Source organism: Streptomyces sp. NBC_00620 (assembly GCF_026341825.1).
Classification (GTDB): Bacteria; Actinomycetota; Actinomycetes; order Streptomycetales; family Streptomycetaceae; genus Streptomyces.
The window spans coordinates 801,524-817,594 of the sequence record NZ_JAPENY010000003.1; the positions used below are offsets into that span (position 1 = coordinate 801,524).

Here is a 16,071-nt window from a genome sequence, read left to right on the forward strand (position 1 = left end):
GTCCGGCGGATCATGCCGCAGACACGGAGGATCCGCCGTTCCTCGCCCCGCAGGAGCGGCGGACCCCGTCTCCCCCATCCCCGGAGTCGTTCGTGAACCACGGAAAAACCCGCATCATCCTTCTCTTCCTCGCACTGCCGCTCGCCTTGTACGGGGCGCTGGTGGTCTCCCCCTACGCGCAGGCGTTCTCGATCGCCCTGACCAGTTGGTCGGGGTTCACCGCCGACAAGCCCTTCGTCGGCCTCGACAACTTCCAACGCCTCTTCCAGGACCCGGAGTTCTGGCAGGCCCTGGGGCACAACGGGCTGCTCCTGCTGGTGGTTCCGCTGGTCACGATCGCGCTCGGGCTGTTCTTCGCCGCCATGCTCAACGTGGGCGGCTCGGACGGCAAGGTGGCGGGAGTCCGTGGTTCGGCCCTCTACCGCCGGGTCTACTTCCTTCCGCACATCCTCCCCGTGGTGATCACGGCGATCCTGTGGCAGTTCATCTACAACCCGCAGATCGGGCTGCTCAACGGCGGACTGGACGCGATCGGGCTGGGCGGGCTGGCACACACCTGGCTCGGTGACCCGGCCGTCGCTCTGTGGTCGCTGATCGCGGTGATGGTCTGGGCCGGCGTCGGTTTCTACGTCGTGCTGTTCAGCGCCGCGATGCAGTCCATTCCGAAGGACATCTTCGAGGCCGCCGACCTGGACGGCGCCGGACGTTTCCAGACGCTGACCCGCATCACCCTGCCGCTGCTGCGGGAGTCCGTCCAGGTCGCCTGGATCTATCTGGGCATCCACGCGCTCGACGCGTTCGCCCTGTTCATGGTCCTCACTCCGACCGGCGGCCCGGACAACTCCACCATGGTGCTCTCCCAGTACCTGTACCTGTCCGCGTTCGGGAACGGCAAGTTCGGCTACGCCACGGCGATCGGCGTGATGCTGAGCCTGCTCAGCCTGCTGCTGACGGCGCTCACCTTCCGCGGCTCCCGCGACAAGAACACGATCGAGTTCTGAGGCCCACCACGATGAAGACTTCGACTCACCCCACGCAGGCCGACGCGAGCCTGCCGAGCCCCACGCGCCAAGAGCACGATCGGGTCCCGAAGCCTGCCACGCCGCCAACTCCCCCGCTGCTCAAGCGCGTTGGCGCTCCCGCGGCCACGGGCGCGACCCACGCCCTGCTCGTCTTCTGGGCCCTGCTGTCCACCGTGCCCCTGCTCTGGGCCCTGATCAGCGCGTTCAAGGACAACCGGGAACTGTTCGGCAACCCCTGGCAGCTGCCCAGCACTTGGCACGCCGACAACTTCACCCGCGCCTGGTCCAGGGCGAGCATCGGCGACTACTTCGTCAACACCCTCATCGTCGTGCTCGGTTCACTGGTCCTCACGATGATCCTGGGCTCCATGGTCGCCTATGTGCTGGCCCGGTTCACCTTCCCCGGATGCCGGTTGATCTACTACGCGTTCGTCGCCGGAATGGCATTTCCCGTCGTGCTGGCCCTGGTCCCGCTCTTCTTCGTCGTCAAGAACCTCGGGCTGCTCGGCAGTTACCACGGCATGATCCTCGTCTACACGGCGTACGCGCTGCCGTTCACCGTCTTCTTCCTGACCAGTTTCTTCCGGACGCTTCCCACGGCGGTGGCCGAGGCCGCCCTCATCGACGGCGCCTCGCAGGAGGCCATCTTCTTCCGGGTCATGCTGCCCATGGCCAAGCCGGGCCTGCTGTCGGTCGGCATCTTCAACTTCCTCGGCATGTGGAACCAGTACCTGCTGCCGGTCGCGCTCAACACCGACCGCGACAAGTACGTGCTGTCCCAGGGGCTAGCGAACCTGGCCAGCCAGCAGGGTTACGAGGCGGACTGGAGCGCTCTGTTCGCCGGACTCGTCATCGCGGCGGTCCCTGTGATCGGCCTCTATCTCGCACTCCAGCGACGCATCCAGGCCGGTCTCACCGTGGGGATGCTCAAGTGAGCCCGTCACCCTCCGAGGAAACACACAGGCAACCGTATACTCCACACATGCACGACCCTCAGGACGCGCCTGCACGAGCCGCCACCATCCGTGACGTCGCTGCAAGAGCCGGAGTCTCCCCGGCGACCGTCTCCCGGGTTCTGACCGGCAGCCGCCCGGTGTCCTCCTCGGCGCAGGCGCGCATCCAGCGGGCCATCAAAGAGCTGGACTATGTGGTCAACGCCCAGGCACGTGCTCTGTCGGCCCCGCACTCGCGCACCGTGGCGATCCTGCTTCCCGGGCTGTCCTGGCAGTACCACAACCGGGTCGCGAGCGGTATCGAGCAACAGGCCGTCAACGAGAACCGGCTCTGCATCGTCTGTTCCACCAGAAGCGACCCGGACCGGGAGATCGCGCTACTGGAGACGCTGCGCCAGCACAACACCGAGGCGGTCGTGCTCATCGGCGGGACCGTCGTGACACCCCACTACGCGGAGCGGATCGCCCGCTTCGCCCGGATCCTCGACGCCAGCGGCTCCAGGCTGGTGCTCTGCGGACGGCCCGCCCCGGCACCTGACCTGCCGATCACGGTCGTGAACTATGACCATGAAGGCGGCGCCCACGCGGCCGTCAGCCACCTGCTGTCCCTCGGCCACCGGCGCATCGCCCTCCTCGGCGGCCCGCGTGACCACACCACGACCGATCTGCGGATCGCCGGTTACCGGCGCGCCCACGAGGACCACGGCATCACTCCGGATCCGGGCCTCCTCCACATCGGAGGGGCCGACCGGACGTTCGGCTATGAGACCGTGCGGTCCCATCTGGCCGCCGGGCGCCTGCCGTACACCGCGGCCTTCTGTTTCGACGACTACCTCGCGGCCGGCGCGATGACCGCCGCCCGTGAAGGCGGTCTGACACTCCCGGACGACCTGTCGCTCATCGGCTACAACGACGAGGCGATCTCCGCCGATCTTCCCCTGCCGCTGAACTCGGTGCACGTGCCCTTCGACGAACTGGGCCGCGCCGCCGTCCGGATGGCGCTACACCGCGACGACCCGATGTACAGCGACCAGAACGTCATGCTGGGCACGCACCTGGTCATGCGCCAGAGCGTGCGCTCCACCCGCGTGAAACCGTAGGCAGGCACTTTCGCCGGAGCGGACCGGACAGCTGGGCAAGCCGCTCACCCGGTCGGGCAGGCCCCCAACCGGCTCGGCTCCCCCGCCCCGCCGGGAACGCAAAAAGCCGCCCTCTCATAGATGAGAGAACGGCCTCCGACCTGCAACAAAGCTGGTCGGGACGACAGGATTTGAACCTGCGACCCCTTGACCCCCAGTTGTGGAGCCACTGCGAGCTCTGGTGCCTCCATCGGCGCGCTTCAAGCGAGAGTCGGCAAGTCAGCACATCTGCACGGTCCTTGCACACTGAGTCATCGGCGCCCGGCGGGAAATGCTCAGGTAACCGTGAGCTCAATCGTGTGCCGGCCTGTTGCCCCGTCAGGCAACGGCTTGTGCACCCGTCCTGTCTGTACCTGGCCGGTGTTGTCAGTGGCGCGTACTTGCAGGCGATGCTTGCCGGGCGTCGCCTGCCACGGCCAGCTCCATTGCCGCCATGTGTCCACCGACGGCACCGCCGCGAGCTGTGCCTGCTGCCATGGCCCGTCATCCACGCGGACCTCCACCGCGGACACCCCACGATGCTGCGCCCACGCCACCCCGGCCACCATCACCAGACCTTGCTCCAGACGCTTGCCCGCGGCCGGTGTGTCAATCCGCGACTGCGTCTTCACCGGAGCCAGCGCCGCGTAATCCCGCCGTACCCAATAGGCGCTGAAGTCCGAGAAACGACTCAGCTCCAGCTCCGTCAACCACTTCGTCGCGGATACGTATCCGTACAGTCCGGGCACCACCATCCGGACCGGGAACCCGTGCTCGACCGGCAGTGGCTCCCCGTTCATTCCGACCGCCAGCAACGCGTCCCGCCCGTCACGCAACGCTGCCGTCGGCGTTCCGGCCGTGTAGCCGTCCACGGAACGGCTCACCACCTGATCCGCCCCGCCGTCCGGCTCGACTTCATCCAGCAGATCCTTGATCGGTACCCCCAACCATCGCGCGTTACCGACCAACTCACCACCGACCTCATTGGATACACACGCCAGCGTGATGTACCGCTCCACCATCGGCCGTGCCAGCAACTGCTCGTACGTCAGCGTCAGCGGCCGTTTCACCCGGCCATGAACCCTCAGTCGCCAGTCCTTCGGTTCCATCTGTGGCACCGTCAAAGCGGTGTCGATCCGGTAGAAGTCCGCGTTCCTGGTCACGAACGACTCCGCTCCGGGCACGCCGACGGAGACCTTGGCGGGCAATGGCGGTGCCGGGCTCGACGGGGACGGAAGTACCACCGCGGCCCGGGCCGCGGCCACGCGCTGTGCCCAGAGCCGGCGTCCGCCCGGTACGGCCACCGCGGCCGCACCGATAGCCCCGACCGCCAGCGCGAGAAACCGTCGCCGGCCCGGGGGCTGTCCTGCACCGTCCATCACCGACATGTCGGCATCCGACGACGGCGAACGGGCGCCCTCCACAGGGGTGGGGGCTTCCTGCGCCACCACGTTCGTGTCCGGGCCGGTGTCCCCCAGGTCTGGTGCCGATACCGCAGCGCGGCGCGGCAGGGTGCGACGCAGCAGCACCAGAAGGCCTGCGGCGGCCAGTGCACCAACCACCGTCGGCAGCGGGTACGCCCACGTGGCGCTGGCCCGGGTGGCTGACGCGAGTACGCCGATCATCCCGAACACCGCGACGCCGGCCAGCCCGTATACGAGCCGACGCATGGCCAGTGCACCGATGAACGCGGCGAAGACCGCCAACACCAGCACGATTCCCGCCTGCAGCGCCAGCTTGTCGTACGTGTAGAACAGCGTGACCGCGAACTCCTTGACCGGAGTCGGCGCGGCGTCCACGGCGACACCGCCCACTGCCACGAGGGGTGCTGAGGGCCCGCCCGTCGCGGCTGCCACCAGCTCACCGACGCCCAGGGCGAGCGCGGTGGCCGCGACGCCGGCAAGCTCGCCGTACCACTGCTTGGGCGGTTTCACCGGTGCCGGTCGTCCTGTCATCGGAGTCTCCAAGTCGGTATCGGACAGTTGGTGGACGCTTATCGGCTGACCCGGCGTCGCCGGGAGATGCCGACGCCAAGCAGGGCCAGGCCGACGACCACCACGATCGGTCCGACGACCGCCCACAGCGTCACGCCGCTCATCGCTGAGCCCTTCATGACGTCGAGGCCCTGCAAGGTCCAGCCCGCGCCGAAAAGGACCAGCAGTGCACCGAGGACGAGGACGAACCAGTTCTTCTTCATGGGGTACCTCCAGGTGTGGAGCCGAGGTTCTCGGTTAAGAGCCTGACGGTTCGGTGGCCGCGACCGGAACAACGCTTGGTTGGACCCCGTTGTCAACCGATCGACGTACGCGCGGCCCCACCGGTGCGTGGACGTTCCTCGGCGCCGGGTCGGGCACTCTGGGTGTGAGCGCCCGTAAACTGGCGGGCAGATCTCGGCGGCTGAAGGTGGGCGGGACGTGACAGCGCGCAGCACCGTCGACTTCGGGTACCGCTACCGCGTCGGATGGCATGTCCTCATCGGCGCCGTCGCGATACCCCTTGGCGTCGCCATAGCGGCCGACGTCACCGTGGCGCTCGGACAACGCCTGCTTGCCCTCGGCACGCTCGCCGTCATCGTCGCCTGGTACGCCCTGGTCGCTCCGCTGGCTATGGAAAACCGCGACGAGCGTTGGGGTGCGGCCTATTTCGCAGTCCTGGCGGTCGCCTTCCCACTGCTGCTCGCCATCGCCCCGATCAGTGGCGCGCTGCTGTTCGCGCTCGGCCCACAGCTGTTCGTGATGGTCGCGAGGTGGCGGGTACGCATACCGCTGCTCCTTATCCTCTACGCCGAGCTCGCCTGGGCCATGCTGGCGCCGGTCGGAGTCGGCCGCTACACGCTGGCGATGATCGGCGTGACCGTTCTGGTACCCATGACCGTGACGATCCTCGTGGGCGCCTATCTGACCGGCATCCGCGAGCAGAACCGCAAACGGGCCGCGCTGATCGAAGAACTGACCCGGACACGGGCCGCGCTGGAACGCGCGGGCCACCAGGCGGGCGTCCATGCCGAACGCGAACGCCTGGCCGCCGAGATCCACGACACCCTGGCACAGGGCTTCACCAGCATCCTCATGCTCGCCCAAGTCGCACGGACGACCCTGCACCGGGATCCGGCGGCCGCCGACAGCCAGCTCGACATCCTTGAACAGACCGCCCGCGAGAACCTCGCCGAGGCACGCTCGCTGATCGCCGCCTTGACCCCGGTCGACCTGACCGGCCGGAGCCTCGCGGATGCACTGGACCGGCTGGCCGCCCGCCATACCCGCGATACGGGTACGCACGTCGAGGTGTCGATCTTCGGCGAGCGGTCCGGCGCACCGACAGGCACCGACATCGCCCTGCTGCGCACCGCGCAGGAAGCCCTGGCCAACGTAAGCAAGCACGCCGACGCCACAACGGTGCAGATTGAACTACGCCACGACGACGGCCTCATGGCGCTGGCCGTGACCGATGACGGTCAGGGCTTCGACCCGGCCACCGTCCGCGGTGGATACGGACTGCTCGGCATTGGCACCCGCGCCACCGGCCTCGGCGGGACCTGCGCGGTGCGATCAGCTCCTGGCCAGGGCACCACGGTACGAGTCGAGCTGCCGCTGGCCCCGGCCGAGCAGTCGGCGCGTAGCCTGCAGCCTGTGCCTGATCTCAGCTCCACACCCGACCACTGAGCGGGCGGAACCGGCTCGATGACTATCCACATCCTGATCGTCGATGACCATCCCGTCGTACGCTTCGGCCTCCGCGGCATGCTTGAGGCCTACGACGACCTGCGCGTCGTTGGAGAGGCAGGCTCCGGCGACGAGGCGATCGTCCTCGCCGCCGCGACGCGCCCGGACGTCATCCTGATGGATCTGCGGATGCCGGGCACCGATGGCGCCACCGCGACGGCGCGCATCCGCCAGGAGCACCCCGGCATTCGCGTGCTCGTGCTGACCACCTACGAAGGTGACGCCGACATCCTGCCGGCGATCGAGGCCGGCGCCACCGGTTACCTGCTCAAGGACACGCCGATCGGTACCCTCACCGACGCGATACGGGCGGCCGCCCGCGGCGAAACCGTCCTCGCCCCACTGGTAGCCGCCCGGCTGGTGACCCACATGCAGGCACCGGCCGGAGAGCAGTTGACCCCCCGCGAGGTTCAGGTACTCGGCCTCGTCGCGCGAGGTCTGTCCAACAGCGAGATCGGCCGACAGCTGTACATCGGCGAAGCGACGGTGAAGACGCACCTACTGCGAACGTTCGTCAAGCTGGGAGTCAACGACCGCACCGCGGCCGTCACCATCGCTCTCTCGCGCGGCATCCTCACCACACCACACCAGTGACGCTTCGCGACGACGAGCAGCGATCAAGGCCAGTCCGCCTGGCAGGCCCTTCGCGCCGCTCGCTCGCCCTGGTCGCCGGTGTGGGCCGCACCATCGGTATCGGCGTCAGCAGCAGATAGTCGTACCGGGTGGTCTCCGGGTGGTCCCCAGCACGCAGCGAGCGGTCCCAGCCCCACAGAAACCCGATCAGGTCTTCGCCGACCTCCGAGTAGAGGCGCCTATGAGCGGCGTGCTCAACCCGACGATCGGAAACGACCCAATACGAAAAGGGCCCCCACAGGCTCTCGCCCGCGAAGACCCTTCGCACCGTCGGGACGACAGGATTTGAACCTGCGACCCCTTGACCCCCAGTCAAGTGCGCTACCAAGCTGCGCCACGTCCCGATGCGTTTCACCCGGGGGTGACCCCGTGTTCATGCAGGTAAACCCTACCGCACCGGAGTGGCCGGACTTGCACGGGCGGTCACGGCCCCTTACAGGGAGGGCGGCATGTGGACCCCGGAGACGATTGAGGCGTCGTTCAGCCCCCGGGGTCCACTCGTCACGCGTTCGAGTCGAACGGGATACCGGAGGGCTCCGCCTGCTCCAGGTGGTAGTTGAAGTTGCCGTCCTTGAGGCCGAAGACGGCGCTGCCCCAGTTGGCCGAGGTCAGCTTGTCGCGCACGCCCGCGGGGTAGCCGTCCCAGCCGACCAGCCGGGGGAACTGCCAGGTGTGCTGGTGGTTCTCCGGCGGCTCGTCGTTGGAGTTCGCGGGGCGGAAGCAGTGGGTGCTGATCCCGTCCTTGTGGTACACGATCTTGGGGTGCGTGCCGTCCCAGCGGATCTGGTCGCTGCTGTAGGTATTGAAGTCGCCGTGGGCGGAGGTGGAGACGTACTTGGCCACGTTGTCCTGCGTCCACACCACGACGTGCTCCCAGTCGTGGCGGTGCCCGCCGAGGCTGCTGCCGGCCACGGCCTGGTCCTTCTCGAAGTAGAGGCCGTACATGATCGCGCACCAGCCGTTGTTGCACTTCTGGCGCGAGTACCCGTTGGTGTTGTCCAGGTCCCATGAGTCGCGGCACGAGCCGTTGAGAGCCCCGGTCGGGTTCAGGCCGCCGTTGAGGGTCCCGTCGGGGCCGATGGCCGGAGTGGGGTAGCAGCCATCGGTGTCGTAGTCATAGGCGGGCTGGAACGTCTGCTCCAGTCCGTTCGCGTTGGCCGGCAGGGCCGAAGGCGGGTCGGCGAGGGCGATACCCGGAAAGGCGACGACCAGCGCGACGGCGCTTCCGAAGACGATCGAAACCTTGCCGATGCGCGAATTTTTCTTCACTGCGTCCTCCTGATCGACCGCGGGGTGGGGGCTGTTCGAGCGGTCGCATTGACATGCTCGGATCAGCTTCCCGGCGCTCGGTCGAAAACTCCAGAGTCTGGAGGTGTCAGAGCGATGAAAGGTCAACTAATCCATGTCGACCAATCAGCGGGCACAGGTGAGTTACCAGCCCGCGCCGGCTGTGAGCGCGCACTCCCGGGGCAACCTGCCCAGCGGGACGGTGTGTTGGAGGACAGGAGCGTGTGCTCCGTCGAAGGACCCCTGGATCCACTACTCCGGCGGCGTAGGCGTGTCATGCGTCCGGTACATCGCCTGTACATCCAGCTCCAGTTGGACCGTCGGACCGACCACCGCGATGCCACGCGCCAGCATGGAACGCCAGTTGAGCGTGTAGTCCTCCCGGTGCAGTTCCGCCTTGGCCAGGGCCGCGCAGCGCAACTCCTCGCCGTAGCCGCCGTTGACCGTGCCGAGGTAGGTCGTGTCGAGTGCCACGGAACGGCTCACTCCGTGCATCGTCAGCGAGCCCTGCAGGGTCCACTTGCTGCCGCCGCGATAGGCGAAGCGCGTGCTGCTGAACTCGATGTACGGGAACCTCTCGACGTCGAGGAAGTCGGCGGAACGCAAGTGGTTGTCGCGGGTCACGTTCCCGGTCGTGATGCTCGACGCGTGGATGCGGACCTGGACCCGGGAGTCGGCCATGTCGGGGGCGATCCGGATACCGCCGTCGAAGCGTTCGAAACGGCCGTGGACGTTGGCCATGCCGACGTGCTTGGCGATGAAGCGGATCGCCGTGTGGGGCGGGTCGAAGAGCCAGGTACCGGATACCGGCAGTTCCAGGACGCGGGCGGTCTGCAGCCAGATCCGCTGCGTGGGGGTCGCCGCTCCGGCCTCGACGTCCACCGTCTCGCGGTGCGGTTGCAGCCCCTCGGCCGCGATCATCAGGCTGTAGCGGCCGGGCGGCAGCGCCGCGAGGAAGAAGCCGTAGGGGTCGGTGATACCGCGGGCCACGACGCGGTGCGAGTCCATCGCGGTGACCGTCACCTCGGCCGCTCCCATGGCCGCACCCATGGGGTCGAGCACCTCGCGGCCGAGCGCGCCGGCACCCTGCGGGAGAGGGAGCGAGAGGCCCGCCGCGTCGGCGGAGGCACCCTTGGATCGCAGGCGCCTGAGCAGAGCGAGGGCCATGGTGTTCACCTTTCTTCGCGAATGTTCAGGGCCGTGCGCGTGACCGCCGAGGCGTGTTCGCGGTCACCAGAGGCGCACACGACGAGCCGGGCGGGCGTGGAGGTCACGGCCCATTTGCGATCCTGAAGCACGTCGCGAGGTCTCGGGTGTCTCATCCTGAGACAGCGGAGGCCACTACTGGACGGCGTCGCTCCGGGGTTCCCAGCCTTCGTACGCCGCCGTCAGCAGACCGAGTACACCGCTCGCGGTGACCTCACGGGGGTTGGGGTACGCGGCCGCGGTGGCCTGTGCGGCGGCGACCGCCAAGTCGGCTTCTTTCAGGCCGAGTTCAGCGAGTGTGCGGGGAGCGCCGAGGTTTCCGGCCAGGTCGCGAAGCGTGCGGGGGACGTCGTCGGTGGCCAGGGCGCGGGACAGGGCCTTGATCGCCTCAGGAGCGGCGGAGGCGTTGTACGCGAGGGCGTACGGGAGGACCACCGTGTGGGTCTCGGCGTGCGGCAGGCCGAAGGTGCCGCCGAGCACATGGCACAGCTTGTGGTGCAGGCCCATGGTGGTGGCGCCCAGACAGGCTCCGCAGAGCCAGGCGCCGTACAGGGCGCGGCCGCGCGCGTCGAGGTCGTCGGGGGCGGCGGCCACCAGGGGAAGTGCCCCGGCCATCGCCCGTACGCCCTCCTCCGCCATCAGCGAGACGAGGGGCGAGGCGTCGGGCGCGTACAGGGCTTCGACGGCGTGCGCGAGCGCGTTGACGCCGCTGGTGACGGAGAGCGGGACGGGGAGCGCGAGGGTGAGCTCGGGGTCGTAGACGACGGTGCGGGGCTGGACGACGGGGTCGCGTCCGGTGCGTTTGGCGCCGTGCTCGGTGAGGCCCCAGACGGGGGTCATCTCGGAGCCGGAGTAGGTGGAGGGAACGGCGATCAGCGGCAGCCCCGTACGCAGGGCGATCGCCTTGCCGAGGCCGATCGCCGAGCCGCCGCCGACCGCGACACATCCGTCGGCGCCGACAGCCCGCGCCACCTCGACGGCCCGGTCGGCGACCTCCACGGGTACGTGCATACGGGCCTCGGCGTGCAGCCCGGCGCAGGAGTCGCCCAGCGCGTCCGCGACCGCGCGAGCGACCGCCGAGCCCCGGCTGCCGCACACCACAAGGACCCGGTGCAGCCCGAGCCGCGCGACCTCGCCCGGTGTCGCGGACACCGCCGCGCCGGGCCGGAAGACGACCCGGGCGGGCCGGCTCTCGTAGGAGAAGTCGAGCGCGGTGGTCATGACGGCTCCAGTACGAGGTCGAAGCGCGCGTGGCGGAAGGGGTTCGGGACGCCGAACTCCCGTGCCAGGGAAGGGTCGTCGGTGTCGGCGAAGTCCTGGATCAGGCTCTGCTTGACGGCGAACACCGCGTCGGAGTCGAGGTATTCGCTGCCCGCCACGAAGATGTGCGTGGTGACGGGGGTGTGGCCCTCGGCCGAGGCGATGAAGTGGATGTGGGCGGGGCGGTAGGGATGGCGGTCGGTCGCTTTCAGGAGCTCGCCGACCGGGCCGTCGGTCGGGATCGGGTACGGGCTCGGCACACAGCTGCGGAACCAGAAGCGGCCCTCGGCGTCCGCCGTGAAGAGTCCCCGTCCGTTCCCCGCCGGTTGGACGTCCGGCCTCTGCACGTCGTAGTAGCCCTCGGGGTCGGCCTGCCAGACGTCGAGTACCGCACTGGGGATCGGGGTGCCGTCCGCCGACAGCACCCGGCCGCTGACCACGCACGGCTCGCCGGTGCCCACCAGGTCGATGTTCGCGCCGAGTTCACGGACCGGCGACTCGGTCATGTGGAAGGGACCGAGGACGGTCGACTCGGTGGCTCCCGGATCGCGGTGGCCGTTGATGGTCTCCACGAGCATCGAGACACCGAGCACGTCGGAGAGGAGGATGAACTCCTGCCGGGTGTCGGTGCACATCTGCCCGGTCGCCGTCAGGAAGCCGATGGCGCGCTCCCACTCCTCCATCGTCGGCTCCGTCTCACGTACGAAGGCGTGGAGGTGCCGGGTGAGCGCGCTCAGAAGCTCGCGCACCCGGGGGTCGGCCGTCCGCTGCAGGCTGTCGACGACCTCGCCGGTGAGGTCGGCCGTGTATTCGGTGGTCATTCCACTCCCCTGGTCCCGTCAGGCATGTCCGACGGTCTCATCGGACAAGTCGGTCCCATCGGACAAGTCCTCTGAACCCTCAGGCATGTCCGAGGATCCGTCGCAACGCCGCCGACAGCAACCGCTCGGCGTCCTCGGACGCGGCCGTGTGCCGGAAGGCCACATACCCGTCCGGCCGTACGAGGAGGGCGCCCGCGTCGGAGATCTCGCTCAGCCGCGCCCAGTCGCCGTACGGGTCCTCGTACTCCTGCCCGGGACCGACGACGACGGTGGCGATGTCGAGGTCCTGTGCCTCGGCCGCGCGCACCCAGTCCTCGCCGCCGATGCCCGTGACGAGGGTGAAACGGCCTCGGCCCACCGTGTCGAGGGTGGACAGGGTGCGGGTCCCGGAGGTGATCCAGGCGTGCGGGAGCTTGGCGCCGGGGCGGGTGGAGGGCTGGTGGTACAGCTCCGGGTCGCGTTCGAAGCCGGGATCCTGCGAGCCGTCGGGGACGATCGCGTCGGACGTGTAGCGCTGGTTGAGGTCGACGCCGTGCGCGTTGAACTCGTACACCTTGAAGGCGATCGCCTCGCGCAGCGCCTGCCGCTGCTTGGCCGCGGCCTCGGTGGCGTCCTTGCGGGCGTCGATGTTGGCCCACAGCTGCTCGGGGGTCTGCGGGGAGAGCCCGTCGAGGGCCTCGAAGATGGGGGCGGTCTCGCCGATGGACTTGTTGGCGCGGGTGACGATCTGCTTGCCGACCGGAGCGCGCTCGGCGGTGTACGTGTCGAGCAGTTTCGGCGCCGCCGTGCCGGTGAGGACCAGCTTGAGCTTCCAGGCCAGGTTGTACGCGTCCTGGATCGAGGTGTTGGAGCCGAGGCCGTTGGACGGCGGGTGGCGGTGCGTGGCGTCGCCGGCGCAGAAGACGCGGCCGTTGGAGTAGGTCTCCGCGTACATCTCGTTGACCGTCCACGCCGAGGACGACTTGATGGTCACCGGGATGTCGTCGTCGCCGACGAGCTGCCGGACGACCGACTCGGCGTACTCGGTGGTCAGGTCGGGGGCGCCCGCCGTGACGTCGTACCCCCAGACGATCATCCACTCGTTCCACGGGCGGACGTTGCGGACCAGGCCCGCGCCGATGCCGCCGACGGTGGCGCCGGGAGCCAGCACCCAGTAGAGGGTGGAGGGCCGGTGAGCGGTGTACTTCGTGAGATCGGCGTCGAAGACGATGTTGATGCTGCCCGCGACCCCCATCTGACCGCCCATCGGCAGGCCCGCGTCCTCAGCGACCTTGGAACGGCCGCCGTCGGCACCGATCAGGTACTTGGCGCGGATCTCGTACGTGTCCCCGCGCAGCCGGTCGCGGACGGTGGCCGTCACGCCGTCGGCGTCCTGGGTGTGCGAGAGGTACTCGGTCTCGAAGCGCAACGAGGTGCCGCGGGCGACCGCCGCGTCGACGATCACCGGTTCCATGAGGTGCTGCGGCATGTCGCACATGCGAGTCGGGCTGGCGAGTTCGTGCGCCGCCTGGACGAGCGGGTCGTTGCCCCAGGAGCGGACGCGGCCCAGCTCCTCGCCCGCGAGGCTGGTGCAGAAGGTGGTGTTGCCCATCAGGTGCTGCGGGGTGGCCTGCGCGACGACTTCCTGCTCCACGCCGAGGTCGCGGAGCACCTCCATCGTGCGCTGGTTGGTGATGTGCGCGCGGGGGGTCTCGGCGAGGCGCGCGTAGCGGGTGGCGACGATGTTGGGTACGCCGTACGTGCTCAGGGCCAGCGCGGCCGAGGCGCCCGCGGGGCCACTCCCGACGATGAGTACTTCGGTCTCGACGGTGTGCACGGGAGAGGCTCCTGGGGGTGGGAACGAGCACGGGCCACTCTTGATCATGGGGTGCGGGATGGGGGTACGGGTGTCTCATTTCGAGACAGCGGGCGCCGCCCCAGGTCACAGGTGCCGCCCCGGGGTGGCGGTCCGCTTCCGCCATACGCCCGATACGGTGAGAGGCGTCGTGAGCATCGCCGAGCACTCCCCCGCCCTCTCCACTCTCGCGCCGCTGCGCCAGGCGCGTGAGCGGTTTCTGACGGGGCGCCCGCTGCCCGACGGAGTGCCGGACGAGATCGTCGCGGCCTGGCGGCGCGCCCGGTTCTTCGGTGTACCGCACGACTTGAAGGAACCCGCCGAGTTCCCGGCTGGCGCGCGGGCGGAGTCGGCCCTGCTGGCCGCGGCCCGTCCCGTCCTCGAGCGGCTCGCCCCCGCCCTCGACACCGGGCGCTCGTCCCTCGCCCTCACCGACGAGCGGCTGCGGGTGCTGTGGGCGGCCGGGAGCGCGCCCGGGGACCAGCCGTGCAACGACCTGTCCGAGCGGGAGGTGGGGCACAATAGCGCGGCCCTCGCCCTGCGCACCCGGCGTCGCGCCGAGGTGCACGGCCCCGAGCACTTCCTCGACCTGTGGCAGGACGTGTCCGCGGTGAGCGTGCCGGTGCTGGCCCCCGAGACCGGGCAGGTGCTGGGCACGGTGACCGTCGCCTCCGGGCTGTGCGCGGAGTGCTCACCGCATCCCGGAGCGGCACTCGCCGAGGCCGCCGCCGCGGCGGTGGAGGCCGAACTCCTCGCACGGACGCGGGCGGTTGAGCGCGTGCTCCTGGACGCGTACCTCAGCGCGACCCGCGGTCCGGCGCCCGCGGTGGTCGCCCTCGACGGGCGGAACCGGCTGGTCAGCGAAGCGGCGGCACGACTGCTGTCACCGGAGGGGCTGGAGGTGCTGGAGCGGGGCGCGGGGGCGGTGCTTCGGCAGGAGGCGGCGTCGGAGTCGTACGAGACGGGGCTGGGACTCGGGCGGGGTGCGCCTTGCGAGCCGCACGACGACACGGGGCTGAGGCTCGGACAGGGCGCGCCCTCCGAGCCGCACGACACGCGGCTCCGGCCAGGCACACCCTCCGCACCGCACGACACGCGGCTCCTGCGGGCCTCGCTCTCCGAGCCGCACGGCACGGGCCTCCAGCACGCCGCGCCCTCCGCACCGGGCGACACACCCCTCCCGGCCTCGCTCTCGGCACCGCACGGCACACCCCTCCCGCACGCCACGCCCCCCGAAACGCCCGACGCAAACCCACCGCAAAGCACGCCCTCCCCGTCCTACGTCGTCGAACTCCCCGACGGCTCGGGCTGCATCGCACGGTTCACTCCCGTGCGTCACCTGGGTTCCATCATCGGGCTGCTCGCCGTGCTCGAGCCGGTCGGCGCCGGGGCCATGCCGGTCGTGCCTCGCGCGGCGATCCCGCTCGCCGGGCGTTCCGGCCCCTGGCGGCTGGCTGTGGGGCGGGCCACGGAGCTTGCCCGGTCGCGGGAGCCGCTGCTGTTGACCGGCGAGCGCGGGACGGGGAAGACCACGCTGGCTCGGGAGTTGCTCGGGGGGTTCGCGCCGCTGGTCGTGGATGCGGCGGAGGGTGAAATCGACTCCGGGTACCAGGAGTTGGCGGACGGTCGGCCTCTTCTGCTGCGGCATGCCGAGCGCCTTGCCCAGCCGGACGTCGCCGCCCTCAACTCCCTGCTCCACGAGCACCCGGGCGCGCCCCTGCTGGTCACCTACACCCCCGGACCGCCTGCCGGCCCGTGCCTCCAGCGGCTCCTGGACACCCTGGCCGCCCGCGGGGTCGCCCTGCCGGCCTTGCGTGAACGCCCGGAGGACATCCGGGAGTTGCTCGCGGCCCTGGCTCCGAGGCCCGCTCCGGGGCAGCCTCCGCTCACCTGGACCCTCGACGCGCTGCGAGCCCTGGAGCAGCATCCGTGGCCCGGCAATGTCACTGAACTCGCCCATCTTGTACGGGCGTTGGCGGAGGACCGTCGGACGGTGGGCCCGGTCCGGCGTGCCGAACTGCCGGACCCCGTCCGGGAAGGTCCCGCGACGCGGCGGCTCAGCCCGATGGAGCATGCCGAGCGCACCGCCATCCTGGAGGCGCTGCGTCGCCACGGCGGCAACAAGGCGCGTACGGCGGCCGCGTTGGGGATCGGCCGGGCGACGCTCTACCGGAAGCTGCGCGGATACCGGGACTCGTCCGCGTAGGTCAGGGCG

The 16,071-nt window shown here is 69.7% G+C and carries 13 protein-coding genes and 1 tRNA gene; 6 read left to right on the forward strand and 8 right to left on the reverse strand.

Going from position 1 to position 16,071, the window contains the following annotated elements; translation table 11 throughout:
- The first annotated feature begins 92 nt into the window (after positions 1-92).
- The 3 genes from OG246_RS34880 to OG246_RS34890 are packed head-to-tail and all read left to right on the forward strand — an operon-like array spanning position 93 to position 3,075.
- Positions 93-1,001, forward strand: a complete 909-nt coding sequence (locus tag OG246_RS34880; RefSeq protein ID WP_266472644.1) for a carbohydrate ABC transporter permease — start codon at positions 93-95, stop codon at positions 999-1,001.
- An 11-nt stretch (positions 1,002-1,012) separates the two neighbouring features.
- Entirely contained in the window at positions 1,013-1,957 is a 945-nt protein-coding gene (locus OG246_RS34885; RefSeq protein ID WP_266472645.1) for a carbohydrate ABC transporter permease, read from the forward strand.
- 47 nt (positions 1,958-2,004) lie between these two features.
- Entirely contained in the window at positions 2,005-3,075 is a 1,071-nt protein-coding gene (locus OG246_RS34890) for a LacI family DNA-binding transcriptional regulator (RefSeq protein WP_266472646.1), read from the forward strand.
- A 314-nt stretch (positions 3,076-3,389) separates the two neighbouring features.
- Here OG246_RS34890 and OG246_RS34895 read toward each other — a convergent pair whose 3' ends face one another.
- Together OG246_RS34895 and OG246_RS34900 are read right to left on the reverse strand one after the other, a co-directional pair.
- Positions 3,390-5,048, reverse strand: coding sequence for a molybdopterin-dependent oxidoreductase (locus tag OG246_RS34895; protein WP_266472648.1), 1,659 nt, complete (start codon positions 5,046-5,048; stop codon positions 3,390-3,392).
- A 38-nt stretch (positions 5,049-5,086) separates the two neighbouring features.
- Positions 5,087-5,290, reverse strand: coding sequence for a hypothetical protein (locus OG246_RS34900; protein ID WP_266472649.1), 204 nt, complete (start codon positions 5,288-5,290; stop codon positions 5,087-5,089).
- A gap of 217 nt (positions 5,291-5,507) precedes the next feature.
- Here OG246_RS34900 and OG246_RS34905 point away from each other — a divergent pair, with 217 nt between their 5' ends.
- A complete protein-coding gene (locus OG246_RS34905; RefSeq protein WP_266472651.1) occupies positions 5,508-6,755 on the forward strand; it encodes a sensor histidine kinase in 1,248 nt (415 codons plus the stop codon).
- Between the two features lie 18 nt (positions 6,756-6,773).
- Positions 6,774-7,409 (forward strand): response regulator transcription factor, encoded by a 636-nt coding sequence (locus OG246_RS34910; RefSeq protein ID WP_266472653.1) that lies wholly within the window; start codon positions 6,774-6,776, stop codon positions 7,407-7,409.
- Positions 7,410-7,718: 309 nt separating this feature from the next.
- Here OG246_RS34910 and OG246_RS34915 read toward each other — a convergent pair.
- From OG246_RS34915 to OG246_RS34940, 6 genes are all read right to left on the reverse strand, one after another.
- Positions 7,719-7,792, reverse strand: a tRNA-Pro gene (locus tag OG246_RS34915).
- Between the two features lie 157 nt (positions 7,793-7,949).
- Positions 7,950-8,717, reverse strand: coding sequence for an NPP1 family protein (locus tag OG246_RS34920; protein WP_266472656.1), 768 nt, complete (start codon positions 8,715-8,717; stop codon positions 7,950-7,952).
- 270 nt (positions 8,718-8,987) lie between these two features.
- A complete protein-coding gene (locus OG246_RS34925) occupies positions 8,988-9,902 on the reverse strand; it encodes a YceI family protein (RefSeq protein ID WP_266472658.1) in 915 nt (304 codons plus the stop codon).
- 174 nt (positions 9,903-10,076) lie between these two features.
- Positions 10,077-11,162: a maleylacetate reductase gene (locus tag OG246_RS34930; RefSeq protein WP_266472660.1), complete on the reverse strand. Its 1,086-nt coding sequence runs from the start codon at positions 11,160-11,162 to the stop codon at positions 10,077-10,079.
- Positions 11,159-12,022: an intradiol ring-cleavage dioxygenase gene (locus OG246_RS34935; protein WP_266472662.1), complete on the reverse strand. Its 864-nt coding sequence runs from the start codon at positions 12,020-12,022 to the stop codon at positions 11,159-11,161. The genes OG246_RS34930 and OG246_RS34935 overlap by 4 nt, the downstream gene beginning before the upstream one ends.
- 79 nt (positions 12,023-12,101) lie before the next feature.
- On the reverse strand, positions 12,102-13,838 hold the full coding sequence (locus OG246_RS34940) for an FAD-dependent monooxygenase (RefSeq protein WP_323178359.1): 1,737 nt from the start codon (positions 13,836-13,838) through the stop codon (positions 12,102-12,104).
- A gap of 169 nt (positions 13,839-14,007) precedes the next feature.
- On the opposite strand from OG246_RS34940, the gene OG246_RS34945 reads away from it, so the two are divergent.
- Positions 14,008-16,062: a helix-turn-helix domain-containing protein gene (locus tag OG246_RS34945; protein WP_266472666.1), complete on the forward strand. Its 2,055-nt coding sequence runs from the start codon at positions 14,008-14,010 to the stop codon at positions 16,060-16,062.
- Positions 16,063-16,071 lie beyond the last annotated feature (9 nt).

Bases quoted from the DNA above. Each gene is read 5' to 3' on its own strand.
- OG246_RS34895 (WP_266472648.1), bottom strand. From the start codon at position 5,048: ATGACAGGACGACCGGCACCGGTGAAACCGCCCAAGCAGTGGTACGGC.
- OG246_RS34885 (WP_266472645.1), top strand. From the start codon at position 1,013: ATGAAGACTTCGACTCACCCCACGCAGGCCGACGCGAGCCTGCCGAGC.
- OG246_RS34890 (WP_266472646.1), top strand. From the start codon at position 2,005: ATGCACGACCCTCAGGACGCGCCTGCACGAGCCGCCACCATCCGTGAC.
- OG246_RS34930 (WP_266472660.1), bottom strand. From the start codon at position 11,162: ATGACCACCGCGCTCGACTTCTCCTACGAGAGCCGGCCCGCCCGGGTC.
- OG246_RS34935 (WP_266472662.1), bottom strand. From the start codon at position 12,022: ATGACCACCGAATACACGGCCGACCTCACCGGCGAGGTCGTCGACAGC.
- OG246_RS34900 (WP_266472649.1), bottom strand. From the start codon at position 5,290: ATGAAGAAGAACTGGTTCGTCCTCGTCCTCGGTGCACTGCTGGTCCTT.
- OG246_RS34910 (WP_266472653.1), top strand. From the start codon at position 6,774: ATGACTATCCACATCCTGATCGTCGATGACCATCCCGTCGTACGCTTC.
- OG246_RS34925 (WP_266472658.1), bottom strand. From the start codon at position 9,902: ATGGCCCTCGCTCTGCTCAGGCGCCTGCGATCCAAGGGTGCCTCCGCC.